The 26,551-nt window shown below is 37.0% G+C and carries 34 protein-coding genes; 29 read left to right on the top strand and 5 right to left on the bottom strand.

All coding sequences use genetic code 11. From position 1 onward, the window contains the following. Positions 1 to 389 precede the first annotated feature (389 nt). The 18 genes from CUN60_RS07090 to CUN60_RS07010 all read left to right on the top strand — a co-directional run bounded on the left by CUN60_RS07090 (position 390) and on the right by CUN60_RS07010 (position 12,934). Entirely contained in the window at positions 390 to 632 is a 243-nt protein-coding gene (locus CUN60_RS07090; protein WP_102951369.1) for a hypothetical protein, read from the top strand. 75 nt (positions 633 to 707) lie between these two features. Beyond that, entirely contained in the window at positions 708 to 947 is a 240-nt protein-coding gene (locus CUN60_RS07085) for a hypothetical protein (RefSeq protein WP_102951368.1), read from the top strand. A 213-nt stretch (positions 948 to 1,160) separates the two neighbouring features. Next, positions 1,161 to 1,328, top strand: coding sequence for a hypothetical protein (locus CUN60_RS12920; RefSeq protein ID WP_158649333.1), 168 nt, complete (start codon positions 1,161 to 1,163; stop codon positions 1,326 to 1,328). 166 nt (positions 1,329 to 1,494) lie between these two features. Then, positions 1,495 to 1,929 (top strand): single-stranded DNA-binding protein, encoded by a 435-nt coding sequence (locus tag CUN60_RS07075; RefSeq protein WP_102951366.1) that lies wholly within the window; start codon positions 1,495 to 1,497, stop codon positions 1,927 to 1,929. A gap of 147 nt (positions 1,930 to 2,076) precedes the next feature. Further along, positions 2,077 to 2,352: a hypothetical protein gene (locus CUN60_RS07070; RefSeq protein WP_102951365.1), complete on the top strand. Its 276-nt coding sequence runs from the start codon at positions 2,077 to 2,079 to the stop codon at positions 2,350 to 2,352. Beyond that, positions 2,339 to 2,848: a DsbA family protein gene (locus CUN60_RS07065; protein WP_158649332.1), complete on the top strand. Its 510-nt coding sequence runs from the start codon at positions 2,339 to 2,341 to the stop codon at positions 2,846 to 2,848. Before CUN60_RS07070 ends, CUN60_RS07065 begins: the two co-directional genes overlap by 14 nt. Then, entirely contained in the window at positions 2,817 to 3,806 is a 990-nt protein-coding gene (locus CUN60_RS07060; protein ID WP_102951363.1) for a hypothetical protein, read from the top strand. The genes CUN60_RS07065 and CUN60_RS07060 overlap by 32 nt, the downstream gene beginning before the upstream one ends. A gap of 19 nt (positions 3,807 to 3,825) precedes the next feature. Beyond that, the gene (locus CUN60_RS07055) at positions 3,826 to 4,347 is read left to right on the top strand and encodes a hypothetical protein (protein ID WP_102951362.1); all 522 of its coding nucleotides are present in this window, start codon (positions 3,826 to 3,828) and stop codon (positions 4,345 to 4,347) included. Beyond that, positions 4,340 to 6,280 (top strand): hypothetical protein, encoded by a 1,941-nt coding sequence (locus CUN60_RS07050; RefSeq protein ID WP_158649331.1) that lies wholly within the window; start codon positions 4,340 to 4,342, stop codon positions 6,278 to 6,280. Before CUN60_RS07055 ends, CUN60_RS07050 begins: the two co-directional genes overlap by 8 nt. Before the next feature lie 3 nt (positions 6,281 to 6,283). Then, a complete protein-coding gene (locus tag CUN60_RS07045) occupies positions 6,284 to 6,667 on the top strand; it encodes a hypothetical protein (RefSeq protein ID WP_102951360.1) in 384 nt (127 codons plus the stop codon). Positions 6,668 to 6,678: 11 nt separating this feature from the next. Then, positions 6,679 to 6,891 (top strand): hypothetical protein, encoded by a 213-nt coding sequence (locus CUN60_RS07040; RefSeq protein ID WP_102951359.1) that lies wholly within the window; start codon positions 6,679 to 6,681, stop codon positions 6,889 to 6,891. Between the two features lie 254 nt (positions 6,892 to 7,145). Further along, positions 7,146 to 10,928, top strand: coding sequence for an RCC1 domain-containing protein (locus CUN60_RS07035; RefSeq protein WP_102951358.1), 3,783 nt, complete (start codon positions 7,146 to 7,148; stop codon positions 10,926 to 10,928). Positions 10,929 to 11,000: 72 nt separating this feature from the next. Further along, on the top strand, positions 11,001 to 11,240 hold the full coding sequence (locus CUN60_RS07030; protein ID WP_158649330.1) for a hypothetical protein: 240 nt from the start codon (positions 11,001 to 11,003) through the stop codon (positions 11,238 to 11,240). A gap of 13 nt (positions 11,241 to 11,253) precedes the next feature. After that, a complete protein-coding gene (locus CUN60_RS13075; RefSeq protein ID WP_222593232.1) occupies positions 11,254 to 11,448 on the top strand; it encodes a hypothetical protein in 195 nt (64 codons plus the stop codon). Continuing rightward, positions 11,394 to 11,783: a phospholipase D family nuclease gene (locus tag CUN60_RS07025; protein WP_222593323.1), complete on the top strand. Its 390-nt coding sequence runs from the start codon at positions 11,394 to 11,396 to the stop codon at positions 11,781 to 11,783. Before CUN60_RS13075 ends, CUN60_RS07025 begins: the two co-directional genes overlap by 55 nt. Positions 11,784 to 11,845: 62 nt before the next feature. Further along, positions 11,846 to 12,223, top strand: a complete 378-nt coding sequence (locus CUN60_RS07020) for a hypothetical protein (RefSeq protein ID WP_102951356.1) — start codon at positions 11,846 to 11,848, stop codon at positions 12,221 to 12,223. Position 12,224: 1 nt separating this feature from the next. After that, positions 12,225 to 12,641: a hypothetical protein gene (locus CUN60_RS07015; protein ID WP_102951355.1), complete on the top strand. Its 417-nt coding sequence runs from the start codon at positions 12,225 to 12,227 to the stop codon at positions 12,639 to 12,641. Positions 12,642 to 12,643: 2 nt separating this feature from the next. Next, entirely contained in the window at positions 12,644 to 12,934 is a 291-nt protein-coding gene (locus tag CUN60_RS07010; RefSeq protein WP_158649329.1) for an immunoglobulin domain-containing protein, read from the top strand. Positions 12,935 to 12,994: 60 nt separating this feature from the next. On the opposite strand, the gene CUN60_RS07005 is transcribed toward CUN60_RS07010, so the two are convergent. Next, on the bottom strand, positions 12,995 to 13,585 hold the full coding sequence (locus tag CUN60_RS07005; protein ID WP_102951353.1) for a hypothetical protein: 591 nt from the start codon (positions 13,583 to 13,585) through the stop codon (positions 12,995 to 12,997). Positions 13,586 to 14,008: 423 nt separating this feature from the next. Here CUN60_RS07005 and CUN60_RS07000 point away from each other — a divergent pair, with 423 nt between their 5' ends. The 10 genes from CUN60_RS07000 (at position 14,009) to CUN60_RS06955 (ending at position 20,895) form a co-directional block, all read left to right on the top strand. Beyond that, the gene (locus tag CUN60_RS07000) at positions 14,009 to 14,794 is read left to right on the top strand and encodes a hypothetical protein (RefSeq protein ID WP_102951352.1); all 786 of its coding nucleotides are present in this window, start codon (positions 14,009 to 14,011) and stop codon (positions 14,792 to 14,794) included. Continuing rightward, positions 14,763 to 15,314, top strand: coding sequence for a hypothetical protein (locus CUN60_RS06995; protein WP_158649328.1), 552 nt, complete (start codon positions 14,763 to 14,765; stop codon positions 15,312 to 15,314). The genes CUN60_RS07000 and CUN60_RS06995 overlap by 32 nt, the downstream gene beginning before the upstream one ends. Then, the gene (locus tag CUN60_RS06990) at positions 15,307 to 16,407 is read left to right on the top strand and encodes a hypothetical protein (RefSeq protein WP_102951350.1); all 1,101 of its coding nucleotides are present in this window, start codon (positions 15,307 to 15,309) and stop codon (positions 16,405 to 16,407) included. The genes CUN60_RS06995 and CUN60_RS06990 overlap by 8 nt, the downstream gene beginning before the upstream one ends. A 2-nt stretch (positions 16,408 to 16,409) precedes the next feature. Next, positions 16,410 to 17,225, top strand: coding sequence for a hypothetical protein (locus tag CUN60_RS06985; RefSeq protein WP_158649327.1), 816 nt, complete (start codon positions 16,410 to 16,412; stop codon positions 17,223 to 17,225). Beyond that, positions 17,218 to 17,553, top strand: coding sequence for a hypothetical protein (locus CUN60_RS06980; RefSeq protein WP_102951348.1), 336 nt, complete (start codon positions 17,218 to 17,220; stop codon positions 17,551 to 17,553). Before CUN60_RS06985 ends, CUN60_RS06980 begins: the two co-directional genes overlap by 8 nt. Beyond that, positions 17,546 to 18,190, top strand: a complete 645-nt coding sequence (locus tag CUN60_RS06975) for a hypothetical protein (protein ID WP_102951347.1) — start codon at positions 17,546 to 17,548, stop codon at positions 18,188 to 18,190. The genes CUN60_RS06980 and CUN60_RS06975 overlap by 8 nt, the downstream gene beginning before the upstream one ends. Continuing rightward, positions 18,187 to 18,591, top strand: a complete 405-nt coding sequence (locus CUN60_RS06970; protein ID WP_102951346.1) for a hypothetical protein — start codon at positions 18,187 to 18,189, stop codon at positions 18,589 to 18,591. Before CUN60_RS06975 ends, CUN60_RS06970 begins: the two co-directional genes overlap by 4 nt. Beyond that, positions 18,581 to 19,615 carry a TraU family protein gene (locus CUN60_RS06965; RefSeq protein ID WP_102951345.1) on the top strand — a complete coding sequence of 345 codons (1,035 nt, stop codon included), beginning with the start codon at positions 18,581 to 18,583 and terminating at the stop codon, positions 19,613 to 19,615. The genes CUN60_RS06970 and CUN60_RS06965 overlap by 11 nt, the downstream gene beginning before the upstream one ends. A gap of 139 nt (positions 19,616 to 19,754) precedes the next feature. Next, positions 19,755 to 20,528 (top strand): type-F conjugative transfer system pilin assembly protein TrbC, encoded by a 774-nt coding sequence (trbC, locus tag CUN60_RS06960; protein ID WP_102951344.1) that lies wholly within the window; start codon positions 19,755 to 19,757, stop codon positions 20,526 to 20,528. After that, positions 20,521 to 20,895, top strand: coding sequence for a hypothetical protein (locus CUN60_RS06955; RefSeq protein WP_102951343.1), 375 nt, complete (start codon positions 20,521 to 20,523; stop codon positions 20,893 to 20,895). The genes trbC and CUN60_RS06955 overlap by 8 nt, the downstream gene beginning before the upstream one ends. Here the strand turns inward: CUN60_RS06955 and CUN60_RS06950 are convergent. Then, positions 20,864 to 21,988, bottom strand: a complete 1,125-nt coding sequence (locus CUN60_RS06950; RefSeq protein WP_102951342.1) for an NHL repeat-containing protein — start codon at positions 21,986 to 21,988, stop codon at positions 20,864 to 20,866. The two genes, CUN60_RS06955 and CUN60_RS06950, sit on opposite strands and share 32 nt — an antisense overlap. A 50-nt stretch (positions 21,989 to 22,038) precedes the next feature. Further along, entirely contained in the window at positions 22,039 to 23,868 is a 1,830-nt protein-coding gene (locus CUN60_RS06945) for a type IV secretory system conjugative DNA transfer family protein (RefSeq protein WP_102951341.1), read from the bottom strand. 15 nt (positions 23,869 to 23,883) lie between these two features. On the opposite strand from CUN60_RS06945, the gene CUN60_RS06940 reads away from it, so the two are divergent. Continuing rightward, a complete protein-coding gene (locus CUN60_RS06940; protein WP_102951340.1) occupies positions 23,884 to 24,159 on the top strand; it encodes a hypothetical protein in 276 nt (91 codons plus the stop codon). A gap of 48 nt (positions 24,160 to 24,207) precedes the next feature. On the opposite strand, the gene CUN60_RS06935 is transcribed toward CUN60_RS06940, so the two are convergent. After that, entirely contained in the window at positions 24,208 to 25,650 is a 1,443-nt protein-coding gene (locus CUN60_RS06935; protein WP_102951339.1) for a hypothetical protein, read from the bottom strand. Beyond that, on the bottom strand, positions 25,647 to 26,273 hold the full coding sequence (locus tag CUN60_RS06930; RefSeq protein ID WP_102951338.1) for a glycosyltransferase family 2 protein: 627 nt from the start codon (positions 26,271 to 26,273) through the stop codon (positions 25,647 to 25,649). Before CUN60_RS06930 ends, CUN60_RS06935 begins: the two co-directional genes overlap by 4 nt. Positions 26,274 to 26,551 lie beyond the last annotated feature (278 nt).

The raw sequence follows: 26,551 nt of genomic DNA, 5'->3' as shown, positions 1-26,551 counted from the left end.
ATGCACAAATCTGTTGATTTTTTGATCAGATAATTACATGGCCATAGGCCATGCCAATCCCCCTCGAACTAGAAAATTATTATTAGTAAAACCTGGAATAGACCAGAAAACGGTGAATTAACGGTAATAACTTGTTAGTTAACTTGTGGGCAGGTAGGCTTGCCGTTGGCTGTCCATAGGTTACTAATGGGTTATTCCGTGGTGCAGGGCAAATTCATGGTTTTCGCACGTTTGGGAACGGCAAAAAGGATGACACTTTTAAGTAAAATGTTTTAAATTTTTTGATAATCCTTAAAATTAAAGGCATACTGTATATTATGTAACATGTCTAACCAGAGGTAATTATTTGCCTCTGGCAAAGATTACCTCATTTATATGAGGAAAATAAAATGATGTTTCAAACTGTTTTAGTTAATATTAGTCTGGTATTTTTAATTATTATGTTGATTGTCTTAATCAAAGATACATTTTTCAGCAAAAACTATAATAATCTTCAAAATTATTGTAATGAGCTTGAAATGGAACTTTATGAATTAAGAATCAAATATGAAGAAACACAGGCGATAGCGCATGGCTATGTTGATATGTGTAATAGATTGACATGGCAAACAACTTGCGATAACCGCAAGTAGTATTGAAATAATTTTATAACCAGAGGTGGTATTTCACCTCTGGTGAACTACTGCCTCATTTTTGTGAGGTATCATATGAAATATATTATTACTCCTGGAATAGCCGATAAGTTATTACCAGTTGCAGCCAGAGGTGATATTGAGGGTGCATTGCTTGCAATACTTCTGAATATTATTATAATTGCTATATTAGCCGTTATGATATCCAGATTTATTAAAAAGTCAGTTCATCTACTTTGCATATATAAAGAACATAATCGGCATAAAAGGTTTTTTAGAAAAAGTAATGGTTTTACCAAACAGGTGAAACTATGAAATTTAAAAATCTTTTAATTGATTGGATATTTAGCAAAAGTACATATGTTGATCTATTTTCTGATATTAGAACAGTATGTGCCACGATTATCATGATTGGTGGAGTGAGTCGTTTCTTCGGCTTTCATAACCCCTCTTATGTTATAATCAGTTCATTCATAGGATGGATTATTGCAAATATTATGCTAAATCTTCTTAAGAAGGATAAATAAAATGTTTTTTATATATTTATACCTGTTTATGTTTGCCGCATTTGGTTTTGCAATGTTACATGTAGCGCGTGCGCCATATGAAGAATTAAAAAGCCAGGGATGGGATGACGAACTAATTAACAAGGTAAAACGTAATTTCCCCATAAAAAAATGGGTAAATAAAAACTAGGTATATCAGTGTGTAGCTGAAATATCTATAAAATAATTTAAAAATTTTGATAATATTTAAATCTACATGACATACTGTATATGTTATGTTAGTTTAAACCCACTGTGGAACATCTGTACCCATAGTGGGTGTATGATGTTCCTTTATTTCTATAAAGGACTTAATCATGGAAAATAAAAATTTCTTCAATTTACAAACTACTGTTCTAGCATTTATCAATTCTGGTAAAGATGGCAACATGGCTCCTAAAGAGATTAATGGTACACTTTGTTTCAAAGTTGCTGCTAATTCTGGCCCACGTGGTGAGGATGGTAAATTCAAGTATCCGGCAAAATGGGTTCAGATCTACGTTAAACACGAAAATTTGAAAGCAATTGTTAAAGGTGCTTGTGATTCCGGTAAATTGGTTAAATTTGAAGGTAGCATTAGCTCACAAGGTTATCTTGACAAAGATGGGAAACCTCAAAGTCAGTTAGTCTTAAACGCTTATGATATCAATGTTCTCTCTTCACGAGTGAAAGAAGAAGATGTAATCGATACGGATTTCAATCCAGAAGATTATGCTTCCGAAACTGAGGGTGTTACAGCTCCTCAATTATAACAATCTCCTAAAAGCACCTTCTGGTGCTTTTTTTATTGCCTGTAGATTGTCTCCTTCCTCCTAAAAATCAACAGATCTGTGTATGTTTTTAATTTTTTAACTCTGTAGAATAACTATATTGATTTTTTAATGGTTTTGGGATAAATAATGCGCATTAATATTACATCAAAGAGTTCAGAGCTACTAATAACAATCTCCCATCAAGTAGTGGGAGGATACTTCAATCTATCACTAATGCTACCTGATGCCAAGAATATTCAGTTTAAAAATAATGAAACTCTGGATGATGTTCTATATATCCTAAGAATGCTTAGTGAGTATAAATTTATATCCAGTTTATCCAATGAGTTGACCAGAAAGATTCAAGAAAAGTTTAGAGATGCCAAACAAAATGGTCGGGAATTTAATTATGAAGTTGACTAAATTGCTGATTCTGGCTGGAATGACAATGAAAGTAATGGCAATTGACGTGGCAGAAGCATTTTCATTTAACTGTATCCATTGCTACAACATCGAACCACAAGTTCAGTCTTTACGGCAATCAGCCAAAGTTAATTATATTCCGTTACCAATTTATGATCCAAAAGATATTAATCAGTTGGCGGTTATTAATGCCTATTTTGCAGCTCAGGCATTGGGAAAGGAGCCGCAATTCCGGTTGGCTTATTTTAATGCTGTATTTAATCAGGGCATGTCGGCTTATGCACCAGAAACACTTGTTTCAGTTTTAACTGCATGTAATCTGAATAACAAGGCATTTTATTCGTTGGCTAGTAGTGAAAGAATTACCAGAAAAGTTCAGTTTGCAGCCAGTCTTGCCGTTCGCTACCAGATTAATGGTACTCCAACATTCATAGTAAACAATAACCAGGTATTCGAGGGTGAAAATGCAATTCAAGAAATTGCTGCTTTATATTAGCAGCCTCTTAATTCTTAGCCAGGCAGTAAACGCAGATTGTAGTACTACCGGATCATGTTTTGATGATGGAGTAAACTTTGGGAAATCCAATGCCAATATTTACTCTGGTAGCAATATCAGTAATTCGGCTTTGGAGTCGGCGGTTGGTAAGGAGCGAGTAAGTGATGCTAAAAATACCCAAAGCAGTATACAAAATACAATGGGTAATAATTATAAGAATCTTGATGGCATGACTCAAGCCGGGAATCAGAAAGCCACAGCATGTAATGGGAAGACTTCAGCTGATTGTGATAGCTATAATTACTATAATGACCCATTAACTAGAAAAGCCCAAGAAGGAACTGAAAGTGTAGTTTCAATTGCTAGTAATCTAATCAACAAGCAGATTAATCCGAATGTGAATATTACCGATTATTGTAAGTCAAATCCTAATGACACAATATGTGTCAGCTGTAAAAAAGATCCCAGCCAGCCTATGTGCAAATCAGGGAATAAATGCACCCAGATTTCCTATAAAACCGGATCTGGTGATGATGTCTCACAATCCTGCCAGGTCATTGGTCAGCGAGGATACAGCTGTAATAAATGGGTAAATGATGTTAGCTGGAGCTATGTCCAGCATCAGTGCAATCCCAATGATGGTTCATGCAGTCAATACATATCTAACTCTCAATGCCATTTAACCCAAAGCTATGTTGCGCCAAAATGTTTAACCTGGCGTTATAAACATGAGGTAGGTTGCAGGACTACTATAACTACTGATTGTCAGGCCGGCGGACAACTATGCACCCCAGGGGCATGCGGCGGAAAAGATGAATGCCACCCCTGCGATGGAACAGTTTGGGGATCCGATAGAGGATTTGATCCAGTATGTATTAATTCTAATCCGGGACAACCGGCAATTTATACTTGTGCCCAGGTAAATAACATTGCCTGGAAAGATGATTGTACCCGATAACCAGTTTTGGAGTTTTAAAATGAAGATTCAGTCAAGTAAAACTAATACAATTGTATTCTTACTATTGCCCGGATTATCTTTTGCTGCTGAAAGTAGCAATGTGGCTAGTAATAAAGTTCAGGATATTGATGTTAAAGCAGTTATTGTTAATAAAAACATGCAATTGACAATAAAGAACACCTATTCTGCACCATTGATGATTGATGCGATTACCCAGTATACTAATAATGACAATGCCTGTGCGATAGCAACCACTAACTATCTTATCAAACCTGAATCGGACTTGAATATCTTTCCCTTTACGATGCAGGATATGGCCAAATGTCAAAAGGAAATTTATATTTTCAAGCGCTATTCAAATGCCGCTATTCCCCAGCTGGTTAATCTCTACGGATCTCTTGATTTTACATTAAAGGACTACCTTAACGATTGGGGTGCTTATATTGCTGCTCCTGTAGTTATAAAAGTTAGTTACTCAGTTAATAATATAACCGGACAGAAATCATATGTTGAATATTACCTGTATAAAATCAATGAATAAGCTAATTCTGGTCGGATTACTTTGTATTTGTAGCAGTAGCCTGTTTGCAGCAACTCAGGCTTGTAGTGCAGTAAAACAGGTATGCGTTGATAATTCAGCCTCCAAATCATTTAATGGTGGCACATTTACCAAAGAACAATTGGGTATTGACTGCTGGAGATATGAAAAGACTTATGACTGTCCGCTAGTTGATACCTGTCAGCCATTACTGGATAAAGGTTGTATTATTGATCAATCCAAGAGTATCTGTACTGAAAAGAATGACAATGGCACATGTAAGAGCTGGAACAAGACGGCTAACTGTCAAAATGGACAATCCGTAAGTAGAACCATGATAGCTTGCGGCAATGAAATTTGTAAACCGGATGCAACTGGTACCCAGATTTGCTACAAGGGAGATCCCTCAATTGATAATGAGTTTTCCCAGGCAATGACAGCATTGGAAGTAGCTAACGAAATGGGTACCATGAAAAACTGTTACGACAAGAATTCAGGCGCCAAGTGTAGCCCGGCTGACCCAAATGATCCAAGTAAGGGAGTAAATCCTAATTGTCTGTGTTATTTTTTTCAGGGCAAATTTATTACCTATAAGGATAGTTTTACTGTTTGGGGTGGTAACTGCAAGATTGGTGTAACTGCGACCAGCTGTGATGAAATAGCTAAAGAGTTTGGTAATAGCGGTAAAAAATTACAGATGTCATTAAGATCTGCTGGTGCAGCCATGCCAACCAGAAATATTGATGTCTGGAGCGATAAAGGACAATTAAATTCAAGTTTGGCTGGCAATAAGAATGCTACCGGAATTCATGCGGGTAATCCATATGTATATAGCTTTGCGTCTTCTTCAAAACAGTTTGATCCAACTGGGCAAACCGTCACTTCTACCGATGATAGCTGGACTGCGGCTAACCAGAAGAGTGTTAACTATCAATTAGCAGCAACACCTGAAAGTACTGTCATATCTAAAGATGATCCAAATAGTCAAAATAACCAGGTGCATTGGAATACTGGTGGTAGCAAAACGGATCAGGGGAGTACGGCACAAATGCAGCCTGGTGGAGTAATCAAGGTTATTCAGGATGCTGCCAAGATGGTCAGTGATGTAACAGATTTTGGTAGTGCCTACAAGCAGCAATGTACACCTGAAGATCAACAGAAAATGATTAATGTTGGTAAACATCATTGCTTATTTGAATATGGTGGCGTACCCGGTCCGGAAACAACCCAGTGGATTCTTTATACCTATGGCGATAAGAATCGATGGAATTATCAGGATTGTACCTATCAGACAACCTTTTGGGGTGCTGGTACTGCTTGTACCACTGGAGCTGCAAATTTTAGTACCTGTAAAAGCTGGTATGGAGCAGCATGTGCTCTATGTAGCATTGGAATTTGCCCTGGTTATTGCAGTGATCTCAATGGTTTTTGCTATGGTCAGACACTGGGTGGTCATGGTGGACAGGATTGTGGCGGAGTAACAGGTGGGAATGATGTCATATTTAAGGGTAATGTTAATTGCTGTTTTGCTTCAACTATATCCAAGCTCATTACTAAAGCAGCATTTGACCAGCATATTGGTGGACGTCCAAGCCTGTCTGCAGCAGGAAGTCTGGTTGCACTGTATCGAGGTATTGAAGTCTGTTCAGTAGCTGAACTGGCTAATGGAATCTGTAATTCCGGTAATACCGGAATAGCCACACAGAAGAGCTTTCAGGCTTTGTGTGAAAAAGGTATTGAAATGAATGAAATGCAGAAAATTGATTTTAGTAAAGTTGATTTTACCGACTTTTTTAATGAAATTAATCAGAATATGAATACCTCTAATTTTGATCAGAACTCGCAGGCGTATCAGAACCAGAAAAAACGGATAACTGATGATATTAGCTCAAAAAGCAAGAATTCCGTTAAAAGCAGTAACTATTTTGATTATTGATTTATGAATAAAGCTAACTTATTAAGTGAACTACAATCAATTTATGGAGCAAAGTGCCAGGTCTGTAATGGGGAAACTGCAAATACTTTTATACATCTGGTACCGTTAAAGGTTGTCAGGTATGCCAGAAACCTGAATAAACGTAAAAACCGGCAATATAAGCGGAAACTGCCAGAAATACCTAATTATCAGATTAATAATCTACTACCGGTATGCGCTCAGTGCCAGGTAAAGCAGTTTAACTTAGACATTTATCAACTGCTTAGTTTACAACAGCTGAAAATCATTGATAATCAGCGACAGAAGCATGGTTATCCGGAACTGCTTACTGCTGGTAACGTCAGGAGACTCCATAAATTATTGGCAAATAGAAATAATTACATTTGAAAGGAAACATAATGCTAGTTAGAAAGTCACCAAAAAAAGAGCTTCGCTTGAAGATTGATGCAGCACTTTATGATGAATATGAAGAGCTAACCAAGAAAGCCGAAAATCTTGGTTATGAAGTTGATCTTACTCCCAAACTTGAGAAATTCATCAAAATTGAAATTGACAGGGCAAGAAAACAGTTAGATCAGGAAACAGACAGGAGCTCTCAGACCAGTCGCTAAGATAAGAAAAAACCTGACGTCAAAGGGCGGGAACCCTAGTCAGGTTTAAAATGATTACAAGATGTATTTTTATAGTTTAATAAAGTACAAACACAATTAAAAGGCAGAAAATACCAAAACAATTTAATCAGGATAATCATAATAATAACACAGTACAAATCCTCATTTTACAGGAGTACAGCGTAACAGATACGTTACAAAAGTGAATTCTATTAAAATATATAAACATTAATTAAACAATTTAAGGAATAACAATGAAATATAAATATGGTATTTTAGCTATTTCCATATTATTAGCCAGCTGTTCTGGCTCCGGCAGTGGTGGCAGTAGCAATAATGGGAATAACGATAATCCTGTAGTTAGCAGTAACCTAGTTGAAATTGACCAGATGACAACAGTACCTGTGGTTAATGGATTTGCAACTACGGGAATTGCCTATATCCACAACTACAGTGATGATGCAATTAGTAGCCCAGTCATTGAACTGGGGAATATTACCAATAACAGTTTGGAAGACAATAACGGGTTTAAAATTCTCAATACTGAAACCTGTGGCTTAATTCCTGCACATGGGTATTGCCAGGTTAAGTTCCAGACTCCCGCTTTAACCGTAGGTAATCGTAATAATGCGGTGATGTATATAAAATATGGTAAAGATCATACAAAGAGCGCATATCAGGTTATTAACTATGCTTATACCGACTTATCGGCTAAATCCGGAGTTAATTTTACTGGTTCATTAACTGTCACCAGTCCACAGAATACTACCAGACACGTAATTGGTTATTTAATGGGCAGTGGTCAGGCTGGACAGGTTTATAATAATGTAACCATTAACAGTAATAGCAGCGTTAAGATTAGTAATGGTTTTGTTAATGGTCAGCAGGTTGCTGCTGGTCAGGTAATACCAGTCGAATTTGCTGTTTCCATGCAATCTAATCGGACAACTACAGCAATTCTAACACCTTTATATGATAGCAGTATCTTCACTGCTAAAAATGCTAAATCTTCTACATTGAAGAATGAATCTGTTTGGAATGATTCTTCATCGCAAAGTTCATTACGTGATGGTAGTGGTGGAAGCGGTAACCCATTAACAGTTACATTAACTCCAGCTGTATCGCAGGAGAACCTCATCTTTGGTGTAGTACCAACCTTAACAGCCCCGACATCCAGTGCTGTCAGTGTGGCTGTAGTTAACAATGGTAATAAAGATACCCAGGGCTTAGTGATCAGCTCCAATAATGCTGCATTGATTGTTAATCAGGGTAGCTGTAATGGCGTAATACAGGCTAATGCTGCTAATAGCTGTAGCTTTACTTTATCGGTTGATGCATATGTGTCTGGTAATGCTACCTTAACCTATACGCTTAATGGTGTATCTGTGGGCTCTCAAAATGTAGTATGGACAAACGACCAGCCATACCCAGCTATTTATCTGGAACCAGCACCTGGTAGTATTTCAGTTGGCGCTGGTCTAAATTCACAGCCAATAACATTTACCGTATCCAATACTGGTAAAGCTCCACTTAGTAGCGTAGTTTATTCAGCTACATCAGGTAATCTGGCTACCTGGACACAAGATAGTACTACCTGTACTACAACTATTGCACCTCAATCACAGTGTGCCATAACTGGTCATTTAACTGGCGTAACACCAGGTAGCGGAATTCTATTTATTAAAGCTGCCGGAACATTCAATGGTACATCCTATAGCTTTGGTTCATTACCAGTAAACTATACGGTAACTAATCAACCTAATCTGGTAATTGATTCTGACGGCGGTTCATTAAATGGTCTTGCTAATGGTACTGTAGAGAATCTGGTTTTTACCATAACCAATTACGGTAATGATACCGCTGATATTTCCGGAGTTAATTTAGTAAATACTTCCGGAACATCAATTCAGCCAACTATTGATCAGGCTCAGTCAACTTGTGGCAGCACCTTAGCTGCTGGAGCAAGCTGTCAGATAGTAGTTACTTTGGGTGCTATTCCACCCACGGTAACCACTAGTGAAACTGGTAATACCACTCTGCAAATTAATTATTCTGCTAGTACTGGAGAAACACATACATCTAACAGTACTATTACTTATAACGTGCTAGGCAACAACTCCAGTATCAGTACATCAATCATCAGCGCAACGGATGTAACCGGGAGTGGTACTCAGGCTGACCCATACTCATCCACTGGCTCTAATCCTAATGCAAAGATAACATTACGTTATCACAATAATTCCCCAGATCAGGCAATGACTAATTTCAACATTAATGCAGGATCTCTACCATTGGGTTTGATTATTGATCCGAGTTCAAGCTGTCCAATTGGTCAGAATGTAACAACTATTCCAGTTAATGGTTATTGTGATCTGGTTGTTACTATTGATTATGGTTTGATGTCTCAATATACTGCCTCCAGTAATTTTGGTGGTGCAATCGCATATCCACCAGCTACCTGGACAACATCACTAGGTTTTTACAGCCAAAATCCGGGTGATGTATTATATCTGAATCTGCTTGAAGCAACTTTAACCTATGCAGTAAGTAATAATAACAGTAATTTTACTTCAACTGAACTAACTATTACTGCTACTAATGCTGGAGGGTATTCTACTTTAACTGCAAATGTTTCCGGCGTAAAAAAGTGGCTGACTGCCGCTCCTACAGGATTATCGAACTGTACACTTAACAGTTCAGATAACTCTCTGGCATGCAATATGCTGACATCCGGTAGTGCTGCTGCTACCTACACTATGCCAACTTACTTTAATGAAGCAGTAGATATCCCACTTACATTTACCTATTCAGCAGGTGGTGGCTATGCTTTCCAGAATCCTAGCTTTATTATCATTAATCATCAACCACTAGTAGTAACTGGTTTTGCTTCAATTAGTTCATCACTATTCTATTCATGCGGAGTAACCACATCCGGCAAAGCTTATTGCTGGGGAGGTAACGCTTATGGACAACTAGGTAATGCCAATACAGGTACAAATAGTAATGTTCCAGTGGCAGTATCAACCACAACCGGATTAACTGACACTAATGTAGCAAGTATTACTGTTGGTAGCGGTGGGACTACATGTGCGATTACAAAATCAGGCAAAGCTTATTGTTGGGGATCCAATAATTTTGGACAACTAGGTAATGCCAATACAGGTACAAATAGTAATGTACCTGTAGCAGTATCAACTACAACTGGATTAACCGATACTAATGTCGCAACTATCTCTCCTGGAAATAGTTCTACATGTGCAGTCACAAAAACAGGCAAAGCCTACTGCTGGGGTAGAAATCATTTTGGTCAACTTGGTAATGGTGATGCCACAAATAGTAATGTACCTGTAGCAGTATCAACAACAACCGGATTAACCGATACTAATGTCGCAATTATCTCTACAGGTACACATTATGCATGTGGGGTAACCACATTAGGTAAGGCTTATTGTTGGGGATACAATAATAATGGACAACTTGGTAATGCCAATACAGGTACAAGTAGTAATGTTCCAGTGGCAGTATCAACTACAACTGGATTGACCAATACTAATGTAGCAACAATCTCAGCTGGTACTAATACTTCCTGTGTAGTAACAAAATTTGGTAAAGCTTATTGCTGGGGAATTAATAATAATGGACAACTAGGTAATGCTACTAACACAGCTAGTAATGTTCCAGTGGCAGTATCAACTACAACTGGATTAACCGACACTAATGTAGCAATGATCTCTGCTGGACAGTATGCTACATGTGGAGTAACCACATTCGGCAAAGCCTATTGCTGGGGAACTAACGCTTATGGACAACTAGGTAATGGCAACACTGGTGTAAATAGTAATATCCCAGTTGCGGTATTAACTACAACTGGATTAACTGATACTAATGTAGCAGCAATTTCTGCTGGACCTAATTTTACATGTGCATTAACCACATCGAAAGAAATTTACTGTTGGGGATATAATGAAAACGGAGAACTAGGGATAGGTAACTACATAAACAATGCTATGCCTACTCAAGTAACTAATCCATGGTAATTAATAATAACTTTAATTAATCTGTAGGGCTTTATGCCCTACATTAGACCAATGAATGTATTTCAGGAGTAGATGATGTATGTTTTTAGCTGGATGATTCAGGAAAATATTAGTGTAGCTTTTAATTATAGGGAAGCAGGATTTCAGGCATATAAAGTAGATAAAATAAGCTTTAAGAATCCGAAAGTTGTATCCATTCCTGCTACTGATATTCTTGATTTTACTAGCAGCGATGGCGCAGTTCACCTGAGTATGGAGACAGACGCTTATGTTGAGGAACTAAGAACTATTATTAATCAGCTATTAGATTAAGGGAAATGTATTAATGAAAAAATTAATAATCACTGTTTGCTTAATTTGGGGAATTACCGCTAATGCAGCAATCACTATTAATTCAGGGGTAAGCTTTGAGACTGGATTTAGTCCCAATGGCAATAGCCTAGCAGTTGTTTTAACCGGAATAGAATCCGCAAAAAATCAATTCATGTTGCTGCTTACAGTTTTACCTCAAAACCAATAGCTACTGCGTTATATATGGCAAGCATCCGAGGCGTGGATGTAAAAGTTATTGCGGATAAGAAAAGTAATTCAGGTAAATATAGTGCCGTTAATTACCTAGCTAACCATAATGTACCAGTGCGCTTAAATGGTAATTACCCAATATTTCATCATAAATTCATGGTGATTGATGGCGTTTCACTCGAGACTGGCTCATTTAACTATAGTGCTGCTGCAGCTAGTAAAAATGCTGAAAACGTTCTATTACTTTGGAATGTACCTCAAATAGCAGCGAACTATGACAATGAGTGGAATAAGCTCTGGAATGAAGCCACATTAATAAAACCAAACTACTAGCATGTGAACTACATGATAGTTATTTTTTTGGCCAAATAATTAATTTACATAAGGGAGTAATTATGTCACAACATCATTTTTATACTACACACCAGAGTCAGAAAACTCACGTATTAATGGGGTGGGATCGTCCACTTCAGGGGTATTTTATGGTAATAGAAAAGGGGGAAATGCAGGATGAGCCTTATTGGTCAAATTTATCTCAGGAAGAAAGTCATCCAAAAACACTCCTGCCATTTATTGTTGTGCTGGAGCAGCTTAATATAAAAATTCCTCAACGAATGATTATTGAAATAATGGAGGATGGGGCAAATAATGCCGGAAATAAAGAGGTAATTCATGTTTTAAATGATTTCGGATATATGCGCATTACTGATCAGAGCAATAATGTTAATGATATTAATGCCATGTTCCTGAAATATGCATCGAAAGGAAATTAAAGTGCAATTAGCTTTAAGGAAATTATTTCTGGCAACTCTTGTTTTAACTATGGGCTTGGCTTATGCTGATGAGCAACTTGTTGCTCAGTATACTATAAATAACTTAAATGCTAGTAATCAAGCTCAACTTATAGTTGAAAACATAAAGAATCTTAATATTACACGTGTATCAATAAGTTATTATGGCAACTCATTTTATATGGCCAATGAAGTAAGAAATGCAATTAACCAGTCATATAACCAAATTCCTGTAGAGATGAACTCACTAAATTCCTATATGACATATAGCACCGCACAAGCAATTGTTAATTTATTTTCTGATCATCAATCAGCTAATCAACAATCGAATCAATCAACTGATAACTTTTTTAATTATGATTCAGAACCAAAAGGGTTCTTTAATTATGGAGATCAATGATCATGAACTTTTCAAATGCGTATCGTAAGTTAGTTAATGAGGTAGACGGTTTTATGTTTAATATTTTCAGTAAATATCATTTAAGCTCAATTCCATTAGCAGAACTGGTTAGTGATGATGAAAGGATTCAGATTTTAGAGCAGGGAAACTTATCGCTAAAACAGGTTAAGAAAATTGACCTGATAAATGATCAAATAGTGCTTGATGATGGTCTCAATTTTTATCCATATGAGAAAGTATCTTTAGAGGGCAAATGTATCCTCGCGAACCAATTATCCAAATTTCGCCGGTAACCGGTAATAAATAGTAAAAAAGCACCAGAGAGGTGCTTTAAAATTTGTTGATATTAGTGATTATCGCCAGTATACATTAGTTTGATATACTGGTTTCCCACCATGTAAGACCATAAGTCCATGATCCATAGAAATTGCTGGGCTATGATTCTGGCAATAACTACGTATTCTTTTGGTAATTACTTCATCATTAACGAATTGATCTTTTAAAGGCAAAAGATATTCATTTCTGCCAGACTCAATATGGTCAATCCGATAATCTATCTGCTGAAGTTTGACTGTCATACCAGATTTTGCAATTACTTGCCAAAAACTGGTAATAGTACAATCATATCCCCAGCTATAGTAGAAAATATCACCAATATTTACAAGGGTCGCAGCAACTTTTGAACGTTGTGTTTTCTCTTGTTTATATTTAGTCTTTGACTCCTGAATATCCAGATAGGAATTTATCTGTTTGGATACTTTATCATTCAAAGCTTCAAGACTGGAAAATTTAAGATGCCAGGAGACTTTCTTTGACTTTCCTCTAGAGAGAAAAGCACAAGGAGCACCATCTTTACCTAAATATTGGTAGATTTCACAGCCACCAATAACGCTAAGAGGATGCAAGATTGCCTGTTTAACTGATATTAAATAATCCTTATCCATAATGTTTTACCTCATAAAAATGAGGAAGTATTCACCAGAGGTGAAATACTACCTCTGGTTAAATGTTACATAATAAACAATATGCCTTTGAATTTAATTAAATGTCAAAATTTTTAAAATATTATCCTGGTATCTGCTAATTCCTCAAGGAGCGTAAACCGTGAATTTGCGCTGCACCACGGAATAACCCATTAGTAACCTGTGGACAGCTAACGGCAAGCCTACCTGCCCACAAGTTACTAACCAGTTATTGCCGTTAATTCACCGTTTACTTCCTGGCTCTAAGCACCCCTAACTATAAGTTTCTTATCAATAATGAGGAAGCCTACGGCTGGCATGTAAAAATCAACAGATCTGTGTATGTTTTTGCTTTTTTATTTCGGTAGAATTACATGGTGGAGCTTTATTAATGAAAGGTATCCCATGTTAAGTAAAAAAGAAGCCAGGAATAAGGTACATCAGTTCTATAACGGGATTAAGAATTGTGGCTGGTTTTCAGGGTTTATCTTCCGGTTAAGTGATGACAGAAAAACTTTCTATATTCGCCAGTCGGAGTATACAGCACATCTATTTAAAGTCGAACTTGGTGATAGCGAATGGCTGTCGCAGGATTTTACTGAGGGTAGCGGTATCAAAATCTATACCAGATTGCATTCGGAAATGATTCGCGAACATAATTCAATAATACTTCGCCCATTAATGATAGAGCATCCATCAATGCTCGAATTACCCAAACTTGATGAATACTCCAAACAGAATAATAACAATAAGGATCAGTTTAATCCCTATGATGTATTTGGTCTGGAAATGCCTGCTGGTTCAGCCTTAAACAAATTATATATCGGTGGATTCCTTGAATCTTTGCGCCATGACAAAAACTCCAAAGGAGAAATCAAGCCTGATTGTTTACTTCTTGAACTACGGATTGACCAAAATAAAACATTACCAGTAAGAATCTACGGTAATCGCTGTAAGGTTATCTACCAGCATATCAAGAAACTTGCTAATCGTGGTTATATGTATCCACTATATTTTGACTCGGAACTTAGAACCAAGTTGATTGAGGATAATGGTGAGCAGATTCTGGCGACTTATATTCATTCAGACCGGATAAATGTGCTTGACCCAACAAATCTGCATAAGTACTTCTTTGGTAAACCTGACTGGATAGATGATTTTGTTAGCCGCTACCAGGAATCTGTCAGTTAGTCACACGAAAGATTGCAGTTACGAAGAGATTGAGGATCAAGTGATTGCAATTATTCGTAAACATGTCTTGAATATCCTGAGTCGAGGTAAACTTCACATGGAGTCACTAAACTGGTTATTTGCAAGAAGTAGTAGACCTGGTGAATTTGACTATACTGATTGCTGTGACTTACTGGATGTTCACCCGGATTTGATTAGGATTCGCCTTCAGTATGAGTTTTACCGCCAGCAATTAGTCTTTACAGATAAATTTACTGGGGTATTACCACCAGTACTAGTGGATGAGGTAGCTACATTGCATATCCAGGATTCAGTTAAGGTAGTCCAACAGATCTGGAGTAATCCGGGAACTGATTCTTTTCCGGAAGAGTTTAAAAAAATAGATACGGTAAAAGTCATTGAGTGTTTATCTCTCGAAGGAATTATTGCCATAAATGGAGAACGGATGTATATAACTGGGCGAACACCAAAGAACCCCCAGAATTTTAACTGGAGCAGGTACTGGAACTTTTATGATTAGTAAAAAACCTTTAATAAGTACCACACTGGCTATTTTTGTGTCAATTTACCTGCTAACGGCGATTATTGCCATACTTGATAAAAAGTCACTAGACAGTTTTATTTATGGAATACTGGAAACTGTAGTATTAATAATTGGCGGTAGCGGGGTAGGCTTCTTTGCTATTCTGGCATTGATAACTTTTACACGTAAGAAAGTTACGGATAGTCTTTATACTGGCAAATCAAACAAAAGGTTTAGTGTTGATAAAGGTGAGTTATTTACTGGCAGGAGCTATACTAAAGAAGATGTAGATCCTGAAACTGATTTACCAACATTCTTGCGTGAATGGTTAGATAGTAAAAACAATGAAGACGCATATCTGCAGCTATTTATGCAAGCTGCAGGTATTCTTAAAGCTCATCGTGATCTTACATTCAATACGGGTATTGGTATTTATGCTAATAATTGCAAAATAACTGAAACAATGCTATTACTTAATAATAACCTAAATCCGGATTTGATTATCCTGATTGGGTTTACGCATAATCTAGGTCGAGTCGAAGTAACTGAGGAAAACAACTATTCTAGAATAGCTGCTAAAAGCCGTAATATTCTCGCTAATACTGATGCAGCCTGGCAAATATCTACAATACGCGAACTACTATTCATTGTCAGCAACTACGTTAATGATTCCAAGCGAATTAATCAGAATAGTAAAGATAATGAGTTTGATTCAAGGCAAATTATCCCCTATATTGAACTGCTAATTAAAGCCTATAATCAACAGGGCGTTAATTTTGTAGCTCACTCACCTCAATTAAAAATTTCCGACTATGACGCCCATGATGATGATTCAAGGGTATCAATGGTTGCTCATAAGGTTGAGCAGACTAATGTTGACGCTTATCTGGAACTGGAACCAATAATTGCTAGAGAACAGATAATAATTCCGACTCCAAAATCAAAAACAAAAAAAGTTAGCAGGGATCCTGAGCAGCAAAGAGTCGCAAATTTTGACAGTAAGCAAACTGATAATAAGGCAATTCAGCAACCAGCCACTGGCAACACTAAACGGGACATTGGCATTAAGCTGGATCAACTAAAGATATGAGTATGTATAAAGAGTTTAAGGCTGGACTAATGTCAATTATTGAAAATATCAATCAATACCCTGATTCGTATGCAATTATTGCAGATTATACCTATGCCAGTAAATTCTGTAATCTGCTCATCCGTAGCATTGCCCGCAAATTTGACTTGGAATATGATGATTTAAGAAGCGAATTAATGGCAGAAATACTTGCTGGCAATATCTTTAAACAGGTAATTGAGAATAAAAAGTTTAATCGCCAGGTATTTTATCTGAATATAAAAAAACTGGCCATAAGAATGAAACCTCATGAAGATAGTCATCATATTAGTCTAACTGAAGAAATGGAAGATGTACTTATGTATAAGGATGAGTCATTGCAGAGCTATGTCAACAAAAATGCAATTTTGAAATTCAAGGAGTTAAGGCAAGTTAATCTGAGGCGGCTGATTGAATACCGGTCTGAATTATTGAATTCACCCATTAATATAAGTAAATTTCAGTCAGTAGTTGAGTTGAATACCAATGAACTTCTGGAAATGCTTGATCAAAATAAAATCAGTCGCTATCAGCTATTATACGTACCAAATAAATATCGTAAATATTTGGTATCAATCCTAGATAAATACTTACAGCTATACTTTAAATACTATGAAGTTAGAAGTACCTATACTGATTATCTAAAGATTAAAACAAAATCACCGACTTTGAAAGCCATTTTTGAGAAATTAAAACCGGAGTATAGCTACTTACAATTTACCCGCAAGATAAAACATCCGACTTTATGGGATATTGATGAATTAGAAAAATTGCTATTAAAGGTAACTAACCATGCATGATCTTATCCCATCATTTTTACCGGATTTTAATTATCGTCAGGCAATAATCTATGTGCTGATATTCCTAGGTTTATATTTATTGTCACTGATTATTCCTGGTGTAGGAGCGCTTGTTAAGCATATTAGCCATGCAATTACCAAATATATAATTCATCCTTTATTCAAATATGTGTTCGAAGCAGTAGTTATTCTTTTACTGAAATTATTCTGGTGGTATATTAAATATATGCTTTTTGCTATCAGGGTTTATCTCTTTCACCTGACAACATCACATAAGCAAATATATCCAGAATTAAAAGGTAAGGAACTGGGAGCTATTGATGAATAGGTTATCTCTACTTTTACTGAGTATCTGTGTCAGTATAAATCTATCAACCATCAATGTTTATGCAGAAAATCTTGGACAGATAGGTAAAACCTATCCAATTGAAGAACCAAATCTGATTGATCATATTAAATCACAAGCCAGCAGGGCAGTTGCCAATGGTAGCTGGAAGAAAATGCAGCAGAAGATTATCAAGCAAACGGAACAAAAGATTGATTATCCGCCAGTAATTTTGGCTAGTAAGACCATTGAAAGCTCGGTACGCTACTATGACCCCAGTATCAAAATCAATCAAGATATTATAAATCCATTTGATCACACCATTCTGGCCCATAAAGGAGAAGTGGTAAACCCCTCAGATTACATGCCATTTAATAACGAGTTGATCTTTATTGACGGACGAGATCCGGAACAGGTTAGCTATGCGCTCATGGAGAGTAAACGTTCACCATTCAGAACCAGCATAGTCTTGACTGCTGCAACTAAATTCAGAGAGCTCCTGGCACAGAAGAAGCATGTATTCTACTACGACCAGAACGGCAAGCTGGTTAGTCAGTTTGGCATCAAACATGTACCAACGATTATCTACCAGGACAATATTCAACCCCGTAAACTTAGAATTGAGGAAGTAAAACTATGAAAAAAACAATAGCTCCAATAATCCTGTCGTTATTATTAACCAGCTGCTCCGGTGACTTTATGGCCAAAGAGGTTGAATGTAAGGTCGCGCGAGACCAACTAATCTCTGAAAACATGAGCCTAAAGGATCAGATCAAGCAATACCAGCTGAGTAATAGCACATTGATCAAAGCCCAGGTTGAATCCAGAGAAAAAGAGTTAGCTAAAAAAGCCAATGAGTTTGATCAACTAAAAAAACAGCTACTCAAAGAAGATGATGAGTACCGCGAACATCTGAGATTACTTGTGAGCATAGGGTTTGGGTTCATCGTCATACTGCTAGTAGTGGTTAATCTCCAGCTGGCTAAACGCAGAAAAGCCAAAGCTGAAAAGGATAAAGCAGGCAAGATTTATGAGAAATAAGCTCCTGACTACCTTATGCACTATAGTAATCAGTACTACAGCATCAGCCAACTGTGTCGGTAAATTCGTTAATCCATTTACTGACATCTGCTGGGGCTGCATGTTTCCATTCTACATTGCCGGGATTGATCTGCCGTTATCCAGCCGTGGAGAACAGCCTGGTGGATCATTTGTTGCACCTCCAGTATGTGCCGGTAATACCATCTTTGGCTATAAAATTGGTATCGGCATGGATTATTACGAACCTAACAAGATAGTTGACGTAACCAGAACCCCTTATTGCATGGTTGGGCTGGGTGGAGTAGATTTTAGCATGGGGGTTGCTTCATTATATAACCGCCAGGGTGAAGCAACTGCTAATAGCAATGTCAAGGTAAATAACTACTATCATGCCCATACCTATATCAACCCGATTCTGGCATTGCTCGAAGTGCCGATTGATACTGCCTGTTCATCATTAGGTGACTTTGAAATAGGTTATCTGACTGAACTGGATCCACTCTGGAATAATGACAGCATGACATTCTGGCTTAATCCTGATGCAGTACTTTATGCCAATCCGGGGACACTGGTGACAGCAGCAATGGATTGTGTATCCAATCTTCCTGGTGCATGGAATATCAGTAGCGGACTGGCATACTGGAGCGCTGGTTGTCAGGGCGTAATGTATCCGCTAGATGGTAATTTACCTGGATCAAACCCAATTGATGACAGCATATTAACCATGCAGCGAGTTATGTCCAAACTTCACCGCCAGTTATTGGAGTATTCAACAGCTGGTCCAACTGCGATGTTTGCACCGATTGTACCGCAACCGATTATGAATAAGACAGAATATAAGTATAGCATGGTTTATCCAATAACCTTTGATGATCCATTCTCTGGAGGTAAATGCTGTTCACCGTTTGGCAGAACAACCGCAGGCTGGGCGCCAGGACATACCTTTCCAACAATGGGCGAAGACTTTACTTATCACATCTATCAGCGCAGAGATTGCTGTAGCGGTATTACTATTCCATATTAATCAGGAAACCATATGAAAATACTACTCATAATATTGGCTGTGATTACAGGCTTAGGTATCTGTTACATTATTACATCATTAACCTTGCTCAACAGTACTATGAAAAAAGTACTTCGAAGTCGGCTTTAAGATCCATATCATGAATACTAACATCAAATTAACAGCTATTTTAATTAGTCTAACTATAATGGCATTGGCAGATGGTACTACGGTCAATCTGTCTGACATCAAAACTAAAAACACAAATCAGATAAATAGTGTTTCTACTAATCTGGATTTAATCAGTAACCTGAATCGGCAGTACATTAGCCAAGTATCAACCGAATCAGTCCAACAGGAAAACATTGTCAAAATTAAAGAAGCTAAAATTGGAGTCTCATCATTACCGGCAATTGATATGTCCGAACTGAAACCACATAAAATTAATATTGAAGATCTAATCAAACAAAATCAGGTTAATATGGCTAAATCTGCAGATAAGGGTGATATAGCCTTATTCCTAAGCTTTAAAGGTATGGAACGTGATGATATCCTGCTTTATTGCAGACAGGCAACTAAATACAATATACCAATTGTTTTACGTGGCTTTATCAATAACTCATTCAAAGAAACAATGGCTTACATAAAACCTTTGCGAGAATTATTTCCTACGGTTAGTATTATAGTGGATCCACCAGCTTATGATAAATACAACATCACGGCAGTGCCCGCATTAATTGTATCTAAACTACCAGCAAATCCAGTACGTGATGGATGTAATTCGACCGGAGACTATGCAAAGGTGTCCGGAATGGTTTCCATACAAGCCATGCTTGATTACGTACGCTTAAATAGCAAAATCCCAGCTCTGTCACAAATCGCACAAAATAAACTCAACGAAGTAAAAGCCCAAAGGTACTTTAAAAGTGAATAAGCGATTATTAATTCTGCTAAACCTTATTACTTCGCTCTCTTATACCGACCCGACTATGGATCAGCAGGAACAGATTAATCAAGCGTTGATTAATGCCAGGAGCAGGATTGATTTTAATAAAGTCAAAGAACAGCAGGAGCAGCAAAACAGGGATAACCAACTGGCTATCAGAATTAGTGAAATTACCGAAATACCTTCCTGGCGGAATATTGTGTTTATACGCCAGGCCAGAAATGTAGGCAGAATAGATGCTATTAAACTAATTAATGTTATAAATCAATTTCTGATACAAAATGAACATCCTAAACTAAATCAAACTCAATTAAAACAAATCTCTAGCGACCTTCAGAGTTATCATACGCCATAACGGTAACCTTATTTTTATTATAGTAATCTTTATAAACTACATATGCTATTCTATTAGAAGAAAATGCCATATTGATGTAATCTGCCGCAGCTATAGAAACAGCTTCACCTCCCAAGATAACCCATTGATTATAATCATAATATATTACCATTCCTTTGCCGTTATCATTAAAATTCTGAAATGCAATATAAGGTATATTATTTTTTATTGCTAAACTTATTGGTTGAATAGTATCAAATGGTATATCATTTAACTCTATCCAGTCCTTGCCATTAAAATATGTAATAAATTGACTTCTGTTTGAAGAGGTATAGGCTACATATGGTGATCCATTTTGTGAAATTTGTAGTTCTATGTTGTATGCCTTACGATATGTAAAGTTTCTGCCTATGGACTCCCAATTGCATCCATCGAAATATTTGACATGTGTTTTATTATCCTCGTAATTCGTTGCTAGAGAATAAGAATATGCTACGTAAGGTATATTATTTGAATCTATTGATAAATTATTAAAGTCAACATGCCCACCTGAAATATCAGGATTACCAACAGTTACCCAATTTATCAAATTAAATTTTTTTACAATTAGCGAACTTTTATTATTATAGTCGCTATATGAGACATATGGTACACCTTGTGAAGAAATAGCCAAATGTATTTTTGATGCCTCACCATTTGAAAATCCTGGTGATCCTACATACTCCCAGAAAACTCCATTAAACTTCATTACACTAGCTCTATAATACCCAACTGAGGTATCTTCAAAAGCTATATATGGAGTATTGTCACCTGAAATAACTAAATTTAAATCTCTGGCAGTGCCATTATTAATTCCTGGATAACCAACATCTTCCCATTTACTACCACTATACTTCATTACACTAACTCTATCATTACCATTTACATAGCTAAGAAAAGCAACATATGGAGTACCATCCGGGGATATCGCTATTTTAGTCTGCGAAGAATATCCAGAAGAAAAAGCTTTATTGCCAACTGCTTCCCACGAAGGTTGTTTAATTGCCCATAGATTGCGTGATATAAACAATAAAGACATTATTAAATATGGTTTATATAATTTTGTATTAGTCATAGTTATTTTGAATCCAAGTTTAAAAAATAATTGACACTACTTTAACACAGTTATTTGATAATCAGATCAAGGAACTTAACAAAACGACTCTTGATTTGTGATTTTTCCTTATCCTTGCGAGCTTTTTCTTTCTCGGTATCAAAGATATCAAGCCCATGTTCATCAGTAATCTGGTCTTCGCCCTGTTTTTTCATGATAGTAGAGTCAATATACTCCTCATAGTTATCCTTCAGGCAAATACCAGGTAATTCTGCTTCATTGCCAGTATTATGTAGTCTGAATTCATGATTATTATCCGGCTTAACCATAGGCATCTGAAGATGGTAAATGTCCTTTCCTCCAATAGTTAATAAGCATTCACCAATACCAAGTGACATCATCTGGGTAGCAGAGATAACTTCAACATCAAGTTCTTGCTGTCCCATTGATAACCCGGCACCGTCACCAACATTGGCATTCGGAGCTACCTGCAAGTTCTGTTTGGATTCACTGGCACTTTGGGTATTCAGGATGGTACGTTTAACTGATTTGGTCATTCCCAAATTTTCTACAATACGTTTGGCGGTATCCAGATCCCCAATTTTAAGATAGATCTTGTTCCAGGTATTACCTTCCACCATTGATAATAGTTCCGGGCTGATTTTCTTATAGTTGGCATCAGTCTGGACTGCCGGCATCATAAAGATATTGGCTGAACGAGATTGCTCGAAGAGCCTTGCCCAATTATCACTGACATAAGAACCAGCCTCGTCCATTGCTGCACAAAATGGCGGATTGGGTTTCTGTTCATTTGGTAGTTTTAAGACCCAGGAAACTGCTGTACGTAGATCCGATACCAGTATCTTGCCAAAAGCACTGGCGGTTTCTGTTTTGGCCAGAGTTGGTAACATAACCCATAGAATCTTATTCTGTGTAATAATATCAAATAACCTGACATCAGAGCCATAGGTATTGGTTACTTGACCAAACTTGCCAGTTCCCAGGTTAAAGATACGCCCGGCAACACCACCAAAGGTATCTTTTAACAAATTGGTATTAATGGTACCGCCTTGCCGGATAAACTTACTCAGGAATAGTCTGAAGTTAATCGTTGCTTCCGCATGCGGATCTATCTCCATAAGCTTCTCCTCTAATTCTTTTAGTGCTTTACCAGATTGAAGCAAAATAGACAGGTCAATAAAGGTATATGCCAGATTGACTTTCTTTAAGGCTGCAATGAAGATTGTCAATGCAACAGTAGCTTCTGAGCGATAGTGATCCGCACCAGGGTTACTTTCTGAGAATGGAATTAATGAAATAATCCTGGTTGCGACCTCATCCGGATCACCGTAGAGGATTGGGTTATAGGTATTGGACATTTCAGGGTTATCAACATTAATAACATGAATATCATCCTGCCGACCAATTTCACACATTAAGCTATAGAACTTAAGAAAATCAGACAAATCATTTTTACCATCACAGTAAAGAAAACCGCCACCTTTAAGTGCATGCTGAAATAAGAAGCTGGTAATCAATACCGACTTACCAGTACCAGACTGGCCAATAATCATCAGATGCCGTTTCATTATTTCATAATAAAGACTGATAGGCATTGCGGTATCAGTAGCATAACCAATCAGGTAATCCTCATGTTTATTAAATTCATGATTTATTGGGCTGGATTTAAACCTGATTCTGGTTGAGATCAGATTAGATAATCTATATTCATCCAGAATACGGTAAGAAATGCCAAATACTCCAAAAATACACATTATAGTTGATAAAAAATAAATTTTATCGCTATAAAATAATGGGGATAAGGTAATTATCGGTGAGAATATCAGGGAAACGCAGATTGCATCCCTGGTACCGCCAATTTTAAGTTGATTAATTTTCATAAGGATAGTCCTTTCATGGGTAAAATCATATTTATTGCAATTCTGGGGATATGGGTATTCTTTATCTCAATGGGTGATACACCATATACCAAAGTATATCGAGCCTGTTATCCGATAAATGTTGCCACCAGTCTAATTAGTGATGGAGCTTCACGCTGGGATGCCAAAGTATCCCACTCAGTTGAAAATGGTGGACAGCAATTAACCAACTGGTGCGAATATTCTATCTACCGTACGATTTATGGACAACCACAACGGTATCAACCGGAATCTGCCCCAGCTACCAGATAAACTATACTGGTAACTTTAACCATATTCAAATAGAATAAATAATCAGTCCTATTGAGTATCAATAACCCTCCACACTCTCCAGCCTGGCTGAATTTGATAGATTGCCAGGCACTCAGGAACCACTTTCAGATTCTTTTCAACTACATGGGTAAAACCAAACTTTTTAAGCTGTTTACAATCAAGAGTACCTTTAACGTCAATATCTTCAAGCATCTGTTGCACCTGACGGTCATTAGCACCAATTTCCATGCATGGAGCTACCTTTATTTTGGCTGTGGAGGTAAATGGTACAAAGTAATTGGCAAGATTGGTTGTCAATGCTATTGAATTTGCCGGTAGATTGAATTTAGGTATAGAGGTATAGCAGTCAACCTGAAGTGGCATGAAGATCACCAGCATTAAAACAATACTTCTGGCCAGGTTAGTGTTTATCTGTAACTGCTCAGATTTGGCTAACTCTCTGACAAATAGGATCACAAATAAACCGGTAATAATCGCAGCATAACGGATCATGTGTAAACTGGTGAAATAAGCCAGCAACAAACAGATAATAGCAGTGGGACTATTGCTAAATAGAGTCCGGTTCATATAATTAATAACATGGTTTACCAGAATACCATATTTAAGTTTAGTTCGCACGTTTGGCTTATATTTAAAATTCATTAGCCATGAAATGGCCTGACCAATCCTGTCACGAATCAAATATAAATAAAATACTAGTGCACAAGCCGTTAATGGATGAAATAACAGCAAAACAATACTTTTATTCTCACCAATTTGCGGAATTCTATTTTTTAGCAGAAGCTTTAATTCAAAGATACTTGGCAACCACTGATAATTTGAGTACCATTGCCAGAAGATGGCAGTTGCCAGAATAAATAACAAGCTTAATATGATCTTGCTAATCCTACTATTAAAAACAACAAAGATAGCTGGTACATACAGAAAGCTTAACCAGTAGCATGGAATTAATAGAAATCCACCCATGTACCAAACTAATTTCAACCTTGCGTAGTCCTTTACTGCCAGACCAATTAATATCCAGCAGCTATAGAGCATCTCTGGGCGTGCCAGAACAATTCGCAATAAGGCACTATTATTTAGAGCCAGAATCATTAATAACGTCATGAGGTAATATCGGTCATTCCGCGCTTTTAGCAGTCTGTATGACATGATCAATAAAGGCACAAGATAGCCAAGCATGCAGATAATTTGGAAAGTATGGGCTGTTGCAATTCTCCCAATCAAATGACTCATATAATGCAGGATAATATCGAAAAAAATATACTGGTTATACGAAGCCATTAATGGAGCATGGATATACAGATTTGCATAGTTATAGCCATAATCACCAGCAACTATATCCCGTAGAAGATCATCTTCTGGGTATGGCATGTTTATGGCAAATACTAGAATAATCATAGCCAAATAAATAAGCAGGATTGCGTAATGATCCCTTGTTTTAAAAATAACTTGAGTAGCTTTGATCATATCATGGCCTCAATGGTTAAATGAACCATATCGCGAGCCTTGATCTTTTTGCCGATAGTACGCGGTTTGTAATCAATTGGAACTTCATTAATCAGGATATGTTGCTGAAGACAAAGCTTGTTGATTTCGGTTTCAATGGCAAAACCGGTTGCAGTGGTTTCTTTAAGGATACTGGCTGGTACTAATCTTAACCCACTCAGACAATCTTTAATCCATACATTAAACCGCATCCACAAGATCACCCGGATCAGAAAGTTGGCCAGTCTGGATCTGATTAGCATGCTTTTAGCTGGTCGAATACCTACAGTCGCCAGTTTCATATCATATGAATAGTTAAGTAATGATTTAATTCCTGCTGGATCGTATTCATTATCAGCATCTATAAGAATTACATTCAGCGTAGTTATATGCTTTGTGCCAGCCCGAATCGCATTACCTTTTCCTTTGGTAACTTCATATACATAATGTACTGGATAGCTTTTAATGATTCTGGCTGAATCATCAGTTGAACCATTATCAACAACTATTATTGGAATTTGACTGTAATGAGTAACCAAGTACTCCAGAACCGAACTAATGGTATCCTGTTCATTATAACAGGCAATAAGAATAGAAAAATCCATAAGTGCTTCCTTTAATAAATGAATATCATTCTACTAAAGTGAAGCATCAAACTTAATATACAGGATAGGTGATTTTATCCACCTCAACATACCTGAAAAACCTCAAACCACCTTGAGGTATTAAAGGGTTCTTAATACACCTAAATATATTTTGTCATATCTTAAGATATGCTAATCCATGTTGACATATTTTGAGGTGAGAAAGAGGAAGCTAATCAATTATATTAAGTCTCTTCAATGAATTAGATATTAAAACCTATAGCAACCCCATTTTTTTA

Source organism: Aquella oligotrophica (assembly GCF_002892535.1).
GTDB lineage: Bacteria > Pseudomonadota > Gammaproteobacteria > Burkholderiales > UBA11063 > Aquella > Aquella oligotrophica.
This window is presented reverse-complemented; position numbering and strand designations above follow the sequence as displayed.

What these genes read in the sequence shown, in the direction of transcription:
- CUN60_RS07040 (WP_102951359.1), top strand. Translation starts at nt 6,679, where the DNA reads ATGCTAGTTAGAAAGTCACCAAAAAAAGAGCTTCGCTTGAAGATTGAT.
- CUN60_RS07075 (WP_102951366.1), top strand. Translation starts at nt 1,495, where the DNA reads ATGGAAAATAAAAATTTCTTCAATTTACAAACTACTGTTCTAGCATTT.
- CUN60_RS06990 (WP_102951350.1), top strand. Translation starts at nt 15,307, where the DNA reads ATGATTAGTAAAAAACCTTTAATAAGTACCACACTGGCTATTTTTGTG.
- CUN60_RS07000 (WP_102951352.1), top strand. Translation starts at nt 14,009, where the DNA reads ATGTTAAGTAAAAAAGAAGCCAGGAATAAGGTACATCAGTTCTATAAC.
- CUN60_RS06985 (WP_158649327.1), top strand. Translation starts at nt 16,410, where the DNA reads ATGTATAAAGAGTTTAAGGCTGGACTAATGTCAATTATTGAAAATATC.
- CUN60_RS06970 (WP_102951346.1), top strand. Translation starts at nt 18,187, where the DNA reads ATGAAAAAAACAATAGCTCCAATAATCCTGTCGTTATTATTAACCAGC.
- CUN60_RS13075 (WP_222593232.1), top strand. Translation starts at nt 11,254, where the DNA reads ATGAAAAAATTAATAATCACTGTTTGCTTAATTTGGGGAATTACCGCT.
- CUN60_RS06935 (WP_102951339.1), bottom strand. Translation starts at nt 25,650, where the DNA reads ATGATCAAAGCTACTCAAGTTATTTTTAAAACAAGGGATCATTACGCA.
- CUN60_RS06940 (WP_102951340.1), top strand. Translation starts at nt 23,884, where the DNA reads ATGGGTAAAATCATATTTATTGCAATTCTGGGGATATGGGTATTCTTT.
- CUN60_RS07065 (WP_158649332.1), top strand. Translation starts at nt 2,339, where the DNA reads ATGAAGTTGACTAAATTGCTGATTCTGGCTGGAATGACAATGAAAGTA.
- CUN60_RS07050 (WP_158649331.1), top strand. Translation starts at nt 4,340, where the DNA reads ATGAATAAGCTAATTCTGGTCGGATTACTTTGTATTTGTAGCAGTAGC.
- CUN60_RS06980 (WP_102951348.1), top strand. Translation starts at nt 17,218, where the DNA reads ATGCATGATCTTATCCCATCATTTTTACCGGATTTTAATTATCGTCAG.
- CUN60_RS06975 (WP_102951347.1), top strand. Translation starts at nt 17,546, where the DNA reads ATGAATAGGTTATCTCTACTTTTACTGAGTATCTGTGTCAGTATAAAT.
- CUN60_RS07035 (WP_102951358.1), top strand. Translation starts at nt 7,146, where the DNA reads ATGAAATATAAATATGGTATTTTAGCTATTTCCATATTATTAGCCAGC.
- CUN60_RS07005 (WP_102951353.1), bottom strand. Translation starts at nt 13,585, where the DNA reads ATGGATAAGGATTATTTAATATCAGTTAAACAGGCAATCTTGCATCCT.
- CUN60_RS07055 (WP_102951362.1), top strand. Translation starts at nt 3,826, where the DNA reads ATGAAGATTCAGTCAAGTAAAACTAATACAATTGTATTCTTACTATTG.
- CUN60_RS07070 (WP_102951365.1), top strand. Translation starts at nt 2,077, where the DNA reads ATGCGCATTAATATTACATCAAAGAGTTCAGAGCTACTAATAACAATC.
- CUN60_RS07020 (WP_102951356.1), top strand. Translation starts at nt 11,846, where the DNA reads ATGTCACAACATCATTTTTATACTACACACCAGAGTCAGAAAACTCAC.
- CUN60_RS07060 (WP_102951363.1), top strand. Translation starts at nt 2,817, where the DNA reads ATGCAATTCAAGAAATTGCTGCTTTATATTAGCAGCCTCTTAATTCTT.
- CUN60_RS07010 (WP_158649329.1), top strand. Translation starts at nt 12,644, where the DNA reads ATGAACTTTTCAAATGCGTATCGTAAGTTAGTTAATGAGGTAGACGGT.
- CUN60_RS06930 (WP_102951338.1), bottom strand. Translation starts at nt 26,273, where the DNA reads ATGGATTTTTCTATTCTTATTGCCTGTTATAATGAACAGGATACCATT.
- CUN60_RS07090 (WP_102951369.1), top strand. Translation starts at nt 390, where the DNA reads ATGATGTTTCAAACTGTTTTAGTTAATATTAGTCTGGTATTTTTAATT.
- CUN60_RS07045 (WP_102951360.1), top strand. Translation starts at nt 6,284, where the DNA reads ATGAATAAAGCTAACTTATTAAGTGAACTACAATCAATTTATGGAGCA.
- CUN60_RS12920 (WP_158649333.1), top strand. Translation starts at nt 1,161, where the DNA reads ATGTTTTTTATATATTTATACCTGTTTATGTTTGCCGCATTTGGTTTT.
- CUN60_RS06950 (WP_102951342.1), bottom strand. Translation starts at nt 21,988, where the DNA reads ATGACTAATACAAAATTATATAAACCATATTTAATAATGTCTTTATTG.
- CUN60_RS07085 (WP_102951368.1), top strand. Translation starts at nt 708, where the DNA reads ATGAAATATATTATTACTCCTGGAATAGCCGATAAGTTATTACCAGTT.
- CUN60_RS07030 (WP_158649330.1), top strand. Translation starts at nt 11,001, where the DNA reads ATGATGTATGTTTTTAGCTGGATGATTCAGGAAAATATTAGTGTAGCT.
- CUN60_RS06965 (WP_102951345.1), top strand. Translation starts at nt 18,581, where the DNA reads ATGAGAAATAAGCTCCTGACTACCTTATGCACTATAGTAATCAGTACT.
- trbC (WP_102951344.1), top strand. Translation starts at nt 19,755, where the DNA reads ATGAATACTAACATCAAATTAACAGCTATTTTAATTAGTCTAACTATA.
- CUN60_RS06945 (WP_102951341.1), bottom strand. Translation starts at nt 23,868, where the DNA reads ATGAAAATTAATCAACTTAAAATTGGCGGTACCAGGGATGCAATCTGC.